The 15,240-nt window shown below is 35.6% G+C and carries 11 protein-coding genes and 1 pseudogene; 8 read left to right on the forward strand and 4 right to left on the reverse strand.

The window, feature by feature from the left end:
* Positions 1–16: 16 nt before the first annotated feature.
* Positions 17–253, reverse strand: coding sequence for a hypothetical protein (locus tag ACFIMC_RS05725; protein ID WP_375611157.1), 237 nt, complete (start codon positions 251–253; stop codon positions 17–19).
* Between the two features lie 346 nt (positions 254–599).
* Here ACFIMC_RS05725 and ACFIMC_RS05730 point away from each other — a divergent pair, with 346 nt between their 5' ends.
* The 4 genes from ACFIMC_RS05730 to ACFIMC_RS05745 all read left to right on the forward strand — a co-directional run bounded on the left by ACFIMC_RS05730 (position 600) and on the right by ACFIMC_RS05745 (position 5,213).
* Positions 600–2,750, forward strand: coding sequence for a transglycosylase domain-containing protein (locus ACFIMC_RS05730; RefSeq protein WP_375680890.1), 2,151 nt, complete (start codon positions 600–602; stop codon positions 2,748–2,750).
* A 17-nt stretch (positions 2,751–2,767) separates the two neighbouring features.
* The gene (locus ACFIMC_RS05735) at positions 2,768–3,364 is read left to right on the forward strand and encodes a DUF1214 domain-containing protein (protein WP_375680891.1); all 597 of its coding nucleotides are present in this window, start codon (positions 2,768–2,770) and stop codon (positions 3,362–3,364) included.
* Entirely contained in the window at positions 3,357–3,896 is a 540-nt protein-coding gene (locus ACFIMC_RS05740) for a hypothetical protein (protein ID WP_375680892.1), read from the forward strand. The genes ACFIMC_RS05735 and ACFIMC_RS05740 overlap by 8 nt, the downstream gene beginning before the upstream one ends.
* A gap of 531 nt (positions 3,897–4,427) precedes the next feature.
* On the forward strand, positions 4,428–5,213 hold the full coding sequence (locus ACFIMC_RS05745; protein WP_375620675.1) for a DUF1499 domain-containing protein: 786 nt from the start codon (positions 4,428–4,430) through the stop codon (positions 5,211–5,213).
* A 979-nt stretch (positions 5,214–6,192) separates the two neighbouring features.
* Here ACFIMC_RS05745 and ACFIMC_RS05750 read toward each other — a convergent pair.
* Both ACFIMC_RS05750 and ACFIMC_RS05755 read right to left on the reverse strand, forming a co-directional pair.
* Complete coding sequence (locus tag ACFIMC_RS05750; RefSeq protein ID WP_375671844.1) at positions 6,193–6,363, reverse strand: hypothetical protein; 171 nt, start codon at positions 6,361–6,363, stop codon at positions 6,193–6,195.
* Between the two features lie 1,139 nt (positions 6,364–7,502).
* The gene (locus ACFIMC_RS05755) at positions 7,503–8,315 is read right to left on the reverse strand and encodes a hypothetical protein (protein ID WP_375671845.1); all 813 of its coding nucleotides are present in this window, start codon (positions 8,313–8,315) and stop codon (positions 7,503–7,505) included.
* A 254-nt stretch (positions 8,316–8,569) separates the two neighbouring features.
* Here ACFIMC_RS05755 and ACFIMC_RS05760 point away from each other — a divergent pair, with 254 nt between their 5' ends.
* Genes ACFIMC_RS05760 through ACFIMC_RS05770 form a run of 3 tightly spaced genes read left to right on the forward strand, consistent with a single transcriptional unit; the run spans position 8,570 to position 12,023 of the window.
* Positions 8,570–10,237: a peptidase domain-containing ABC transporter gene (locus tag ACFIMC_RS05760; RefSeq protein ID WP_375680893.1), complete on the forward strand. Its 1,668-nt coding sequence runs from the start codon at positions 8,570–8,572 to the stop codon at positions 10,235–10,237.
* Positions 10,227–11,552: an HlyD family type I secretion periplasmic adaptor subunit gene (locus ACFIMC_RS05765; RefSeq protein ID WP_375668231.1), complete on the forward strand. Its 1,326-nt coding sequence runs from the start codon at positions 10,227–10,229 to the stop codon at positions 11,550–11,552. The genes ACFIMC_RS05760 and ACFIMC_RS05765 overlap by 11 nt, the downstream gene beginning before the upstream one ends.
* A gap of 6 nt (positions 11,553–11,558) precedes the next feature.
* Positions 11,559–12,023, forward strand: coding sequence for a toxin-activating lysine-acyltransferase (locus tag ACFIMC_RS05770; protein WP_375634273.1), 465 nt, complete (start codon positions 11,559–11,561; stop codon positions 12,021–12,023).
* 163 nt (positions 12,024–12,186) lie between these two features.
* On the opposite strand, the gene ACFIMC_RS05775 is transcribed toward ACFIMC_RS05770, so the two are convergent.
* Positions 12,187–12,363, reverse strand: coding sequence for a hypothetical protein (locus tag ACFIMC_RS05775; protein ID WP_375668232.1), 177 nt, complete (start codon positions 12,361–12,363; stop codon positions 12,187–12,189).
* Between the two features lie 343 nt (positions 12,364–12,706).
* Here ACFIMC_RS05775 and ACFIMC_RS05780 point away from each other — a divergent pair.
* Positions 12,707–13,375: pseudogene (locus tag ACFIMC_RS05780) on the forward strand (type ISP restriction/modification enzyme); the annotation flags it as partial.
* Positions 13,376–15,240: the final 1,865 nt, after the last annotated feature.

Consider the following 15,240-nt stretch of genomic DNA (forward strand, 5'->3'; position numbering starts at 1 on the left):
CACCATCTGCCAAAAACTAATCAGCAGGAACAAAAAATTCAACACGACGTAACTTTTCACCATTACGGGCTGGTACAACAACCACAATTGCACACATGTTCTTTCCATCCTGAACAACCGGTTTTGAACGGACGAGAACCCCGCTCTCTTGTGCGGCAGCCTTCTTACCTACTTCAGCACACCCAGAAGCTAGAACAGAATCTGCTCCTAAAAAAGCTGCTATTATTACGAACAAGAATTTTTTTTTCATCATAAATATTTCAATAACCCATCTCTTCTCTTCCTTGATAAAGGATAAAAGAAATAATGGTTTTTTTTGGTCGATTAAAAAATCACAAATGAAAACAATCTATCCTCTATCTTACAGAAGAACATATTAACATTACTCCAAATTTTTAAAAAATCAAAAAAATATTTTTAATAATGAGAATAAAATTTATTCAATAAAATAATAAAATATTAATATACTATCTTACAAAAAATGAATAATTCTAAAACAAATTCTTTCTCTGTTAGAACTATAGAAAAAAAATACTTCTACTCCATATAATTATTGTAGATTTGTTTGGTTGTATTGCTTTGCCATAGGCTCTCTTTAAATGTTTGATTTTTTTAAAAAAAAGAAAGGGCAGCACCGTAAGCCATTTCATAGTCCTGCTCTCATTGAATTAGACGCACGATTAGACACAGCGCTTTATCACATTCGTTCTGCTAACAGTTTTTTCTGGAAAAAGGCAAAAATCGTCTCACAAAATTTTCATCTTCAAGGATGGAAACGTTTTATCGTTGAAGTTCTCGATGAAATACTGACATTAGGGTTGATGGGATTTACTCTTTTCACTATTTTGGGCATTTCTGTTTTTGAACTGACCAAAACAGATTGGTCTTCTCCTAAAAACTTTTCCATTCTTTTTCTAGATCGCTATGGAAATTCCATTGGGCACCGTGGTGCACTGCCGGCAATCTCTGTCCCCGTTGAAGAAATGCCTGACACTGTCATTAAAGCGGTTCTCGCTACAGAAGACCGTCGTTTTTTTGATCATTGGGGTATTGATTTTCAAGGACTTACACGGGCAATTTCACAAAATATGCAAGCTAAAGGTGTGGTGCAAGGTGGTTCAACTCTCACACAACAATTGGCTAAAAATTTATTTTTAACAAACGAAAGAACCATAACACGTAAAATCAAAGAAGCTTATCTTGCTCTTTGGCTAGAAGCAAATTTTAGCAAAAAGCAGATTTTACAACTTTACCTTGACCGAGCCTATATGGGAGGAAACAATTTTGGTATTGCCGCAGCGGCAAAATTTTATTTTGGAAAAAACATACGTCATGTCTCTTTAAGTGAATCTGCTATGTTAGCAGGACTCTTTAAAGCTCCAACAAAATATGCTCCTCATAGTCATCTCTTTGCAGCTCAAACACGTGCCAATATCGTCCTTTCTAATCTTGTTAATAGTGGCTTTATGACGAAGAGCCAAATTATCAATGCGCATCGCCACCCTGCTAAGGCACTTCCCCAAAGAGAAAATAATCAGCCAGATTATTTTCTTGATTGGGCATTCGAGGAAGTCAAAAAAATGCGTAATCAACTTCCAAGCCATAGTTTAATTATTCAAACGACCCTTGATCCGAATATTCAAAAAGCAGCAGAAGAATCAATCGCATATCATTTACATCAATATGGTCAACAATATCGCGTAACCCAAGCTGCCACCGTTATACTCGATAATAACGGTGCCGTATGCGCAATTGTTGGAGGACAAGATTATAAAAAGAGCCAATTTAACAGAGCAACACAAGGCGGACGGCAAACTGGTTCTTCATTCAAACCTTATGTTTACGCAACCGCACTGGAACACGGACTGTCTCCCTCGACAATCGTTTTAGATGCTCCTATCAATTGGGGAGGTTGGACACCAAAAAATAATTCTGGTCGTTATTTGGGAAAAATTGATTTAGCAACAGCTTTAGCTTTTTCTATTAATACAGTCCCTGTGTATCTCACCTATCAATATCTTCACCGCGATACCCAACCTATCATAGATCTCATCAAGAATATGGGGATTAATGCGCATATTTTATCACACAAAACGATGGTTCTGGGCACTTCCAACATGACCCCCATGGATCAAGCAACTGGCTTTAATGTCTTTGCGAATGGCGGGATAGCTGGTAATCGTCATGGGTTTACGCAAATCAAAACAATTGATGGTCGTGTCGTGTGGGATTTCGAACATAACGGAAAAAAACTACACCGAGTTCTGAGTGAACAATCAACAGCTTATATGAACCAAATGATGGTGGGTGTCACGACACGAGGATCTGGTAAGCGTGCTGCTCTACCCATGACTCTCGTCGCTGGGAAAACTGGAACATCACAATCTTATCGTGATGCTTGGTTTGTTGGCTTTACAGGCAATTATACAGGAGCGGTATGGATGGGAAATGATAACTTTTCACCGATGAATCGTGCTTTTGGGGGGGGCGTTCCTGCCATGATATGGCATAGCATCATGCTTGCTGCACATCAAAATATCATGCTCAAACAGCTCTATGGTGTTAAAGATTCTCTCCTTCCTTATCAGCCCCCAGTACTTTCTTCCCATGCAGATTCTGAAGTTCCTCCTCCAATACCCTCTACGCTTTCTCCTGAAACATTAAATATCGTGCGATTGATTAACAAAGATCTGAAAAAAACATCTGCAATTTCTTTGAAAATGAAAACAACTGGAGATTCAACATTTTGAATTCAAGATATTCACTGATGTTTTTTAATATCACCATTTTCTTTTTTATCTTCGCTTTTTCCATTTTATGTGGAACACTGAGTGTCGATTATGTGCTCAATTCCTTTCCTTATTTTGGACTCTTTAGAATTGGAAAATGGAGTGCTTATCCACAAATGGGAACAGCCAATATGGATCCTTATACCCGCGCCCGCACCGCTAAACAAGGCATTGTTTCACTCGGACGAACTGAAGGTATTCAATTCCAGATTTGGCAAGATAACCAAGGGCGTCCACTTCATCATCACTGTCATTATTTGCTCAAAGGCACCATCCCTGAAACCCGTCTTTTTACCCTTTATACAGCTGACAAATCCCTAAAACCCTATACTTCATCCAAAGAAATACCTTTTGAACTCCACACTGACAATATTATCTATGAGCATGATGGCTCATTGCGCATTAATATTTCACCCACACCGCAAACAGGCAATTGGCTTGCAACAGTTAGTCAAAAAGAATTCGGGCTTATTCTTACTTTATATGATACCTCAATCATCTCTGCAACGGCATTACAAAAGCTCACAATGCCATCAATAGAACAAATCCCATCAGGACAAATAAATTGTGACTAGATTTATTTATATCGCACTTCTTGCAATCATTGGCGCTATTATTGTTCATATTTGCGTTCTCTTTCTGATCCCCTATTGGGCACAAGATAATATATGGACAACACTTAAAAAATCCGGAGCCCCTTATCAATTTGTTGCTTTTACTCCCGATAATCCTATTCAACAATCTGCTGATCCACTCTTTCTTCTTAAAGCCTGCAGATTTAATCTTGAAAATGGACCTGTTCATTTAAAAGCTTTGAAAACACGACAATTTTGGTCACTAGCAGCCTACACACACAACGGAATTATTTTCTATAGCCTTAATGACCGAACCGCCCCTGATGCGACACTCGATCTTATTATTGGAAAACCAATACAAATCATAGAACTCAAAAAATCAAAACCTAAAAAAAATGCCAATTCAGTTTTGGTTGCTAAAAATTTGAATGAAGGGTTTGTTATTTTACGTATTTTTGTCCCTTCTTCCCTTGCAAAAAAAGAAAGTGAAGCTTTTCTTTCATCTGCAACCTGCCGCATATTTTATGAATAAAAACGGACTAAACTCTCATTTGTACAACACCTTCCTTTCTATAAAATACATGAAGCCTATCAAAATGGTTATCTTTTTTCTCTATTAATCAAATATTCGAATTCAGATTTATCTGATTGTAGATCCCTAAATTTTTTATTGAGATAGAATGAAATCTCTATTGCACATCATCATATCCTATTTGATACGCATTATCTGACAGAAAAAACTCCCCGCCATTAGAAGAGAAAAATCAAGAGTAAAGTTCTAAAAATATATGCTGCTAACAACCGTAGAACTTGTTATTTGAGTTTATTTCTTTTTATTTACAAACATTCCCATAAAATTCGCATCAATAACATGATAAACTATAGAAGAAATACTGATTACCTTCAATGAAGTGCTAAAATAACCACTGGAAACTTATAAGACATTATGCATCCTTGACCTCAAAAATAAGTGCTTTATTTTTGGTTTATGAGCAGAAGCTTTTTGTAAGATAGCACTCTGAAAAAACTTGGCTTATAGTTTACAATCGAGGGGAAAAACTTCATGAAGAAGAGATATGTTCGGTTCGTTTCAAGAGCAGCAGTATGGTCCCCTCGATTTGGTGGATTGTCGTTCTTTATTTTATTATTTTCAGTCATTTTACAACGTTTTTCCGTCATTAACGTAACTGACTTCATAATTTTGATCGGAATCTCTACTGGCTGTGTAATTATTTCTCTTTTTCTGGCTATTAAAGCACTTCATAGTTTGTGGGTCTATGGTGCTCTAGGGGGAATGAAAGCTTTAAAAGGGATCATTTATTCGTTGATAACAGCCACACCATTGATGCTCTTTTTTGGACTTTGGTTTACCTTACCGGCTCTTTACGACGTTTCTACCGATACACAAAGACCACCGGCTTTTTTTCGCACAATACGTCCCAGCGATGCTTTACCACTCAAAAGTGTTTTGACTGAACAAGCAGCAATACAGATGTCACAATGGCCAGAAATATCGGGGCGCCGTTATGATGGCTCACCTGACCGTATTCGCGAATCCGTTCTTAATGTTTTAGCAGCCTATGATTGGCCTGTTGTGGCTCAACGAGAGTTTAAAGGTGAAGAAAATGCGCTTTATATTGAAACAATGGCAAAAACTTTTTACCTTGGTTTTATTTCAGACATTGTGATACGCTTAACCAATGAAGGGGATACAACTTTTGTTGATATGCGTTCTGCTTCTCGTTATTTGCTAAGAGATTTGGGAACGAATGCTGCTTTTATTATCGATTTTATGGATGCCCTTGATACAGAAATCGCCTCACTTCCTCTCTCACAAGACGATGAATAACAATCTAAGAGAAATAAGGCATTTTATTTCATAAAAGTTGCCTATTTTTCAATAAATCATGATACATAAGCAAACAATCACTTTTCAAAAACTATAAATTGATAATCCTTATACAAAAGATAATAATCTCAAAACAACCCATGCTTGAAATAATGAAAAAGATTAAAAAAATAGGAAATAAAAAACAGAAATATTGATAATAATATTAAAGTCTCTGTCTAACTGTAATCAGTAAATATTTTTTAAAGTTTAATATTATATAAAAATAATAACTTATTTTTTATAAATAACTCTACAAATAACACCTTATAATTATATTTTTAAAATAATATAACAACTTGATTTTATATTATTTTAAAATTCCCATATATTCAATTAATAAATTTGCAGCATAATATAATATAAAAAACCTAATTGTTGTTAATATTGTCCTTTTTATACTCCAGTTCTTACCTTTAAATCTATTGTAAAAAAACATGCAAAGTCCAAATCCAATTGCTGTCATTAAGGAGCTAGTAAAAGTATGCATAACAAAAAATCCAGACTGAAATTTCATCTACTTTATGAATGATTTAAGAGAGAGAGCAATAGAGTATAATTCAAATAATAAACTTAACTTAATTAAATATAATTTTATATATAAACAATCTTTATAAAATTCCCATATATTTAACTAATAAAATTCCAAAATAATATAATATAAAAAACATAATTGTTGATAATATTTTCCTTTTTATACTCCAGTTCTTACCTTTAGATCTATTGTAAAAAAAATTGAAAATCCATATATAAACGTTACCAATAAGGCGCCAGTAAAATTATTCATAACAAAAAAATCCAAATTAAATATCTATTGTCTTAAACAAAAATATCCCTGAAATCAATTACCATAGCTTTAAAGTGTGTTTACGGTATTACTGATCTCAGAAATATCTTTATCATTATTTTCTAAATAAATTAGAAACAGTGTTCTTCCACTTTATGGATAGCATTGATTGTACTTATCTATCAAACCGTTAGCAGTTCCTCCTAATCCGCCTCCTACTGCTCTAGGTAGACCAGCTACTGCACACCAGCCCCTCCTCCTAATACGGCTCCCACGAGACCGTCTGTGCCTACTGTTGAGCATAAGAGCCTGCGCTACAATCATCTTCTTCTGGAAAAGCCAACTGTTTGGATGTGAGTTACTACTTTAATCATTTGATAAGCATGCTATTTAGCAAAAAATCAAATATAATTTGTAAAAATATATAACTCATAATAAATAATAAAATAATGATAATAACGTAATTCTATATTATTTTAAAATTCCTATATATTTAACTAATAAAATTCCAAAATAATATAATATAAAAAACGTAATTGTTGATAATATTTTTCTTTTTATACTCCAGTTCTTACCTTTAGATCTATTGTAAAAAAAAATTGAAAATCCATATATAAACGTTACCAATAAGGCGCCAGTAAAATTATTCATAACAAAAAAATCCAAAATAAAATATCTATTGTCTTAAACAAAAATATTCCTGAAATCAGTTTAGCCATAGCTTTAAAGTATGTTTATAATATCACTGATCTCAGAAATATCTTTATTGTTATTTTCTAAATAAATTAGAAACAGTGTTCTTCCACTTTACGGATGGCATTCATTGTACTTATCTATTAAACCTGTAGCAGCTCCTAATAATCCGCCTCCTACTACTCTAGGTAGACCAGCTACTGCACCCAGCCCCCCCTCCTAATAAGGCTCCCACGAGACCGCCTGTGCCTACTGTTTGAGCATAAGAGCCTGCGCTACAACCATCTTATTCTGGAAAAAGCCAACTTTTGGGATGTGAGTTACTACTTTAATCATCTGATGATGCATGCTATTTAGCAAAAAAATCAAATATAATTTGTAAAATGTATAAATTATGATAAATAATAAAATGCTGATAATAACGTAATTCTATATTATTTTAAAATTCCCGTATATTCAATTAATAAATTTGCAGCATAATATAGTATAAAAAACCTAATTGTTGCTAATATTTCCATTTTTATACTCCAATTCCCACCTTTAAGCATATTATAAAGAATCATTAAAAATTCGTATATAAACGTTGCCATTAAGGAGCTAGTAAAAGTATTCATAACAAAAAAATCCAAAATAAAATATCTATTATCATATACAAAAATATCCCTGAAATCAGTTTAGCCATAGCTTTAAAGTATGTTTATAATATCACTGATCTCAGAAATATCTTTATTGTTATTTTCTAAATAAATTAGAAACAGTGTTCTTCCACTTTACGGATGGCATTCATTGTACTTATCTATTAAACCTGTAGCAACTCCTCCTAATCCGCCTGCGGCTATTCCACTTGGCCCCCTTAATACACCAATTAATGCTCCTACGCCTCCCTTTATAACAGCTGCTTCAACATAATCGCTTGTTTCACAACTTGGATTTGGATTCGGATGGCATTCATTGTACTTATTTATCAAACCGTTAGCAGCTCCTCCTAATCCGCTTACTACTACACCTGCACCAGTTACTAAACCAGCTGCTGCTCCTATACCGCCGTGTATGGCAGCTGCTTCAACATAATCGCTTGTTTCACAACTTGGTGCCGAATGGCATTGATTGTATTTATCTGCCAAGGCATCACCAGCTCCGGCTAGCCCGCCTCCTACTGCTCCACTGACAAAGCCAGAACCGACACCTCCCGGTCCAGAAAAAAGACCTCCGACTGCACCAGCAACACTTCCTATTATTTCTCCTACGATGCCGCCTGCACCTGCTGCTTGGGCATGAGCGCCTGCACTACAATCATCTTCTTCTGGAAAAAGCCAACTTTTTGGATGTGAGTTACTACTTGAATCACCAGCTCCTCCTATTCCGCCGCTTACTGCTCCACCGAGTAAGCCAGCAACTGCACCTCCTGGTCCAGCAATAGAACCTCCAGCTGCACCAGCACCACCTCCTAATATTGCTCCTACAATGCCACCTGTACCTGCTGCTTGGGCATAAGCGTCTGTACTATAATCATCTTCTGGAAAAAGCCAACTTTTTGGATGTGAGTTACTACTTGAATCATTTGATGAGCTTGAACTACCCATTTAAATCCTCCTTTTATTATTAAAAATAACTGTATCACAACGATACAGTGGGAATTTCATTATTGTTCATTTTAGCAAATGTCAAATATAATTTGTATAAATAACAATAAAAATACTGTATAAATAATAAATACATTATGTTTATATTATATTCACACAAAATGTATATTTTGTATAAATATAATACTATTTACAATACTGTTTAAATATGCGACATCAATCGCTCTTTCTATTAAATAAAATCATAAATTCAAATGAGTCATTCACAAGAAAAACCAGTATCATTCTCTTGGTTTACAAGAACAACAAAGAAATATATCTATTATGTCATCGAACTCAGTTGCGTTGCTGTTGTTTTGCGTTTGCTGGGCTTGGTGAATCCTTTTATTTTTCAAGCGATTATCGACCGTATTCTCCCTTTTCAGCGTATTGAAAGTCTCTATGCTATCGTTGTCTTGATGGTTGCTATCATGCTGTTTAGCACAGCTCTTAGCACTCTATCAGGCTACTTAGGTGCTTATTTAGCCAATCGGCTTACACTAGAATTTGGACGGCGCATTTACACCCATCTTTTAAGTCTCTCCTTGCCCACTTTACGCCGTTGGCAAGTAGGAGAATTGTTTTCACGTATTGGAGAAGTTGATACAATTCGCGGTTTTTTAACAGGAACCATCGCCACAACTGTGCTAAATGTTCTGTTTGCCATTATTTATATTGTTGCACTCTTTTCCATTAGTCCGAAACTTACCTTCATTGTCCTTATCATTTTACCTTTACAAATGGGGTCTTTAGCGTTGGTCGGTCCCTTCTTGCGCCGCCAATTACGCCGTGCTTTCACTCTGCAAGCTGTCCATAAATCGCGCCTTATTGAAAGTTTTACCAATCTTGAAGCCATTAAAGCACACGTAAAAGAATCTGCTCATACAATACGCATGCAAGAAACTTTAGCTCGTAGTTTAGATCAAAGCCTTACAACCAGTAAATTGCATCTTCTCAATGGAGCCATGAGCCATATTTTTGGTGATCTTTTCACTATTTTTATTATCTTTTTTGGTGCTCAGGCAGTTCTTCAAAACCAGATTACGCTAGGGCAACTTATTGCCTTTCATCTCCTCGCTGGAAATGTTTCTGGTCCTATCTTAAGCCTTGCATCCCTATGGGAAGAATGGCAGCATTTGAAAATCTCTCGTCTTCGTTTGGGCGATATTCTTAACTCCCCTTCAGAATGGGAAGAAGAAAAGCCGCCTCTTCAACTCAGCGCTCCTCCTCATCTTGAAGCCAACGATCTCTGTTTTTCTTATGGAGATAAATCCATTATCAATCATCTTGATGTCTGTTTACAACCTGGGCAACCAATTATGTTACTTGGTCCTTCAGGGTGCGGAAAAACAACCTTGGCGAAGCTCCTTTGTGGACTCTACCCCCCAACAAGCGGAAAGATATTGATTAACGCCCAACCTTTACAGAATTTTGATGTCCGTAGCGTGCGTGACACAATCGCGTATTTTCCCCAAAATCCTTGCCTTTTTTCCGGAACCATTCTTGAGAATATGCTTCTTGCTAAACCAGATGCCACTAAAGATGAAATCGACGCTGCACTATATGTTAGTGCTTGCCATGATTTGATTGCTCAGTTGCCTTTAGGACTCAATACTCAAGTAGGAGAGCAAGGTGGTTTTTTATCAGGTGGTCAGCGCCAACGCTTGGCTTTGGCTTGTTTCTTTCTGATAAATCCAAGCCTTCTTATTTTGGATGAACCTACTTCCGCATTGGATGACACTGTCAGTGCACAAATTGTTGAGCATTTATATAAACTTTCACAAGATCGTATTGTTCTTGTTATTACCCACAAAAGTGACCTCTTTCCTCAGCATGCAACCGTCTTAAACTTTACTGATTTGGAGGCAAAAAATGGCAGATAAAGCTCCCTATTTGCGCCCTTTGTCACCAACGCTTCATATGGTGGTTGCTGTTTTGGTCACCTTATTTCTCTTTATTGTGATCGGCAGCTTTATCGCAAAAACAGAGATTGTTGCACGGGGGCAAGGAAGTGTTATTCCCACCGCTTACGTTCAGCTGGTCCAAGCGCAAAATACAGGACGCATTGAGAAGATTCTTGTAAAAGAAGGGCAATTTGTTCATCAAGGCGATCTCCTTATTCAATTAGATCCCCGTGAAGCCCTCAATGAGTGCGCACGTGTTCAAGCAGATATCGCGCAACAAACCCTTCAAGCACAAATCGCAACAGCTATTTTAACAGCTTTGCATGAAAGTGATCCTTTGGATAAAGATTTTGTAACCAAAGGGCTTGCCTATCTGCCAGCTCCTCCTTCTGGCAATAAAACTGCAAGAATAGAAGGGGAAAAACTCATTAGCGCTACCCTTCAATCTCTCCAAGATAAATTAAGAGCGCTAAAAGCACAAGCGGACCGCGTCGAGCGCAGCGGTGCAACACAACATGCGCAATTAGATAGGTTGGAAGATGATCGTCAATTAAGCCAAGGAAAATTAAAAGCTGCAAAAAGCCTGATGGAAACAAAAGTCATTAGCCAAGCCGTTTATTTAGAGCGTTTACATGACTTTAAAAATGTCGAGCATGAAATTTTAACCAATCAAAGGCGTTTGGAAGAAAATGCCGCCGAAATAAACACCCTACGCCAACAACGGAAAAGTCTCATTTCCGATGAAATTGCCCGCTATCGGCAACTTTCGCGTGAAACAGAACTGAATCTTCAAGGATTAAAAGCAAAGCTTGATAGCACTCAATACCATCTTGACCACTTATCACTTTATGCACCTGTTGATGGACGTATCGATGATTTAAGTATCCATACTTTGGGCGGCTTTGTAGAAGCTGGTAAAACGCTCATGCGTATTGTCCCTGATGCGGGCGGTCTCATTGTTGAAGCGTTTTTTGATAATCGAGATATTGGTTTTTTAGAAAAGGGCCAACGTGCTTACATCAAGTTTTCTGCCTTTCCACCTGAACGTTTCGGTGTTATCCACGGTACCGTCGTTAATGTAGGCGCTACAGCGCGCTATAATAAAGAAATTAATGGTGTCTACGCTGTTTTAATCAAAATTGACCAAGATCATATCACTTTGAATAACAAATATCTTAAATTTATCCCTGGCATGACTGTGACAACGGATGTCATTACCTCAAAACGACGTCTCATTTCTTATTTCTTTGAACCTATCACCAAAATTTTAGAACAATCTCTAAAGGAAAGATAAAGATTAATGTGTGTGCATGAAAATCCTTCATCATCATTCATAGACCCTCTTACAGCGTTAGGAGCTATGATGGTTTTAATGCTTACATCTCCCTTATACCGCCGCTGGCGAATTTGGGATATCGAACGCAACATAGGACCCGCCTTACAGACTGGGCAATATAAACTCTATAAAAATGAACGTGGAGAATTTTGTGCCTTTATCACTTGGGCTTTTTTAGATGAGAAAAATCATCAATCTATGCTTAAAAAGGGAGAATTTTTACCCGATGTCAATTGGCAGAATGGAAAATACGTATGGTTTATTGATTGTGTAGCACCTTATGGACATACTGCTCATATTGTACGCGATATGCAACGAAATATATTTCCTGATCAGCGTTATTGTTATGCTGTACGACGTAATGAAGATGGTGGAATACGAAAAATTGCACGCTGGTGTTGCTATAGAGCGCAAAATCCAGCCAAATAGTTTTTCTAAAGCAAGTGCGCATAAATCATTTACCCCTCGCCTCTTATAAAGAAAAACCTCTAAAAATAACTATTTTAACTATGTTATAGTAAGAGCCCCCCTACAGACGCGTATTTCCCATCTTATCAAATTCAATATGAATGACTACAGATAGTTAAGAGGTTTAATCCACTCGTTCTTTATCTTTTATTCTTATAGAGTCAAGAATAAGCCTGATAGAATAAACTCGCTCTGGTGTTGGATACAAGATAAGCTTTTGTTCAAAATAAGCATAGCGTGTAGGCATGCCATGGCTACAATCATCCTCAAGATTCTCAATAACAAGAGGATCTGTATGCAAAAGCTTTGCTTTGCTGTGATTATCTTCATAAACGTAAGTATCAACAAGGCAAAGTATTGATTTATAATGATAATCTAGCTCTGTTCATATTGAATTAGACCCCCGAATAACGTAGGATTCTCTCATTTCAAATCTGTTTATCTTGAATCAATCAAAACCACTTGCTTGCACGTCAAAAGCGGGGCTGGTGTGTGGGTACAAATGAGGAAAGAAAGGAGTAAAAATGCCTCTTATGAATCGTCTTAATGCAAGGGCTGTCGCAACATTGGGGGCTGGCAAATATAATGATGGTGCCGGCTTGTTACTTCATAAGCGTAAAGATGGGGGTGCTCAATGGCTTTATCGTTATACCATTACGGATGAAGGATTAGCACATTTTAAAGCGGCTTATCCTAATGAAAAAATCACGAAAGATGATTTATTCTATTACGTTTATGGGATTTTCCATTCAAAAGATTATCGTACACGTTATGCACATAATTTATGCAAAGAATTGCCTCGTATTCCTTGTGTAAAGAGTGCCGATGATTTTTGGAAGTTTGTAACAGCAGGACGTGAACTCGGTCATTTGCACGTAAATTATGAAGATGTAGAGCCTTATCCAGTGACCTTTAAAAAGGGTAATCCAAAACAGACAGAGATCTCTAATCCCGAAAAGTTTTATTATGTAACTGAAATGAAATTCGCAAAAGCAGCTAAAGAGAAAGGAAAATCCGAAAAGGATAAATCAACAGTTATTTACAATAGCAATATCACAATAACAGATATCCCTCTTGAAGCTTATGAGTATATCGTCAATGGTAAACCCGCTCTTGAATGGGTTATGGGGCGTCAATGTGTAAAGACTGATAAAAAGAGTGGCATTGTTAATGATGCCAATCGCTATGCTGTTGAAACCGTTGGCAACCCTGCCTACCCTCTAGAGTTATTTCAGAGGGTTATTACCGTAAGTTTAGAGACAATGAAAATCGTAAAAAACTTACCAAATTTGGTATTAAGAGAAACTGAATAACTTATAAAGCATGCTCACATAATGGGTATGATAAACGCATAAGTGGTATAAGGTCTTATAGCTATAGGTTCCTATACCCCCTTTATACATTGCTTACATACAATCTCTAAAAGGAGTGTTTATATGCGTTATTCTAAAAAGAAATCCCATCTTAAAGTGAATAGGCTTCTTTTACATTGCCTTTAAAAGATTATACCGTAATCTAAAATGATAGCTTTATTTAAAGAGAGCTATGTATATTCATTTTCTTATATTACTTATAGGTTTTGAATGTTTCTAAAACCCCCAAAACCCTTACAAAACATACACCATTAGTTGAATTTATAGGTTGTATTATTGATATAGGTTGTTTTTTGAAAAATTGATAAAAAATAATATATTGAAATATAATGACTTTTATTTTTTATTGAAAAATATGTAAAGGGGGGGCGTAAAAAGCACCTCCAAAACTCCCAAAAACCCCTAAACCTCCAAAACTCACAACCATAATGGTCTTGATAGCATTTATTATGATTATAATCCCTTTCTTTTGAAAGGCTTAAAGGATCATATGCTTTTCATAAAGCACATTTTAATCATTCACTAAATGATCACTTTTGTCGATTCAATGTACTGACACAAACTGACAAATATATATTTACAGTTGTATTTATTTGTTATGGCTGTTTTAATAAGTTGTATTTTGAAAAATCGATAAAACTTAACATATTGAAATATAATGATTTTAATTTTCTCTCATTTAAAAAAAATGATATAAGTTCTAAAAAGAACTGACAAGACTGACAAAAGTTTATTAAAAGGGATTTTGCTCATCTCTATAATGATCAGTTTCTATTGAGATGTTTTCATAACAAGCAATAAATCACAATTATCCTATTTATCGTTTCTCTTATGAAAATGAAAAATGATGCCATGGCTATAAAGAACATAACAGCTATAGAGAATGCGTAAAAACAGTAAACTTGAATACTCATATGCAAATGAAAGCATTTGTTTATAAAGACAGTCCCTANAGCAATAAATCACAATTATCCTATTTATCGTTTCTCTTATGAAAATGAAAAATGATGCCATGGCTATAAAGAACATAACAGCTATAGAGAATGCGTAAAAACAGTAAACTTGAATACTCATATGCAAATGAAAGCATTTGTTTATAAAGACAGTCCCTATAAAGGCTGTTAAGTCTAAAATGTGTTATTAAAAGAAATTAACAGAAATCTTAAAAGCCATTTAGTGACAAAATTGATAGGTTATAAAGTTTAAAATACGCATTATGAGAGCGTTTCTAAATATTATAAATGTATAGATTCAGAAAATACGCAATCGTTTCACAAAGCCCGTAATATAGCTTTAAAATCACATAAATATAAAAGAAGCAATTAATAAGCATAAGATATTATCAATACACAACGTATTTAAAAAAATACAAAAAAGATAAAATATTGTTTGACAATAAATACGTATTTTGTTATATAAATAATCAAGTGATAGAAACACTTAATAACTAGCGGGTAAACTACGATAAGGTTTCTCCCATTTCTTTAAAATATCGACTGTCTTTTGTGCTGTGATTAGCATATAATGGTTTTGTCGGGTGTAGCTACACCATAAAATACCTTTATGGGAAAAGTGTAGCAACGGACTAGTTACCGTGTTTTGAGCGCCTGGCGCCCTTATAGGGTGTCAATTTCAAAACTCTAAATAACTAGGTTTAATAAAATGAATTATATATCAAAAACCACCCCCGTTATCTCTAATATTGCAAATGAAACCGCGTCTGTTAATCAACAAGAGCCTGCAAAAAAATACGAATTTATTGATGATTGTGAATATATCGATGGTCATTTCTTAACTCGAATTAG

The sequence above is a fragment of the Bartonella sp. AP21QHHD genome (genome assembly GCF_042196205.1).
GTDB lineage: Bacteria > Pseudomonadota > Alphaproteobacteria > Rhizobiales > Rhizobiaceae > Bartonella.

Bases quoted from the DNA above. Each gene is read 5' to 3' on its own strand.
- ACFIMC_RS05725 (WP_375611157.1), bottom strand. From the start codon at position 253: ATGATGAAAAAAAAATTCTTGTTCGTAATAATAGCAGCTTTTTTAGGA.
- ACFIMC_RS05730 (WP_375680890.1), top strand. From the start codon at position 600: ATGTTTGATTTTTTTAAAAAAAAGAAAGGGCAGCACCGTAAGCCATTT.
- ACFIMC_RS05735 (WP_375680891.1), top strand. From the start codon at position 2,768: ATGTTTTTTAATATCACCATTTTCTTTTTTATCTTCGCTTTTTCCATT.
- ACFIMC_RS05745 (WP_375620675.1), top strand. From the start codon at position 4,428: ATGAAGAAGAGATATGTTCGGTTCGTTTCAAGAGCAGCAGTATGGTCC.
- ACFIMC_RS05750 (WP_375671844.1), bottom strand. From the start codon at position 6,363: ATGATTGTAGCGCAGGCTCTTATGCTCAACAGTAGGCACAGACGGTCT.
- ACFIMC_RS05755 (WP_375671845.1), bottom strand. From the start codon at position 8,315: ATGGGTAGTTCAAGCTCATCAAATGATTCAAGTAGTAACTCACATCCA.
- ACFIMC_RS05760 (WP_375680893.1), top strand. From the start codon at position 8,570: ATGAGTCATTCACAAGAAAAACCAGTATCATTCTCTTGGTTTACAAGA.
- ACFIMC_RS05765 (WP_375668231.1), top strand. From the start codon at position 10,227: ATGGCAGATAAAGCTCCCTATTTGCGCCCTTTGTCACCAACGCTTCAT.
- ACFIMC_RS05770 (WP_375634273.1), top strand. From the start codon at position 11,559: ATGTGTGTGCATGAAAATCCTTCATCATCATTCATAGACCCTCTTACA.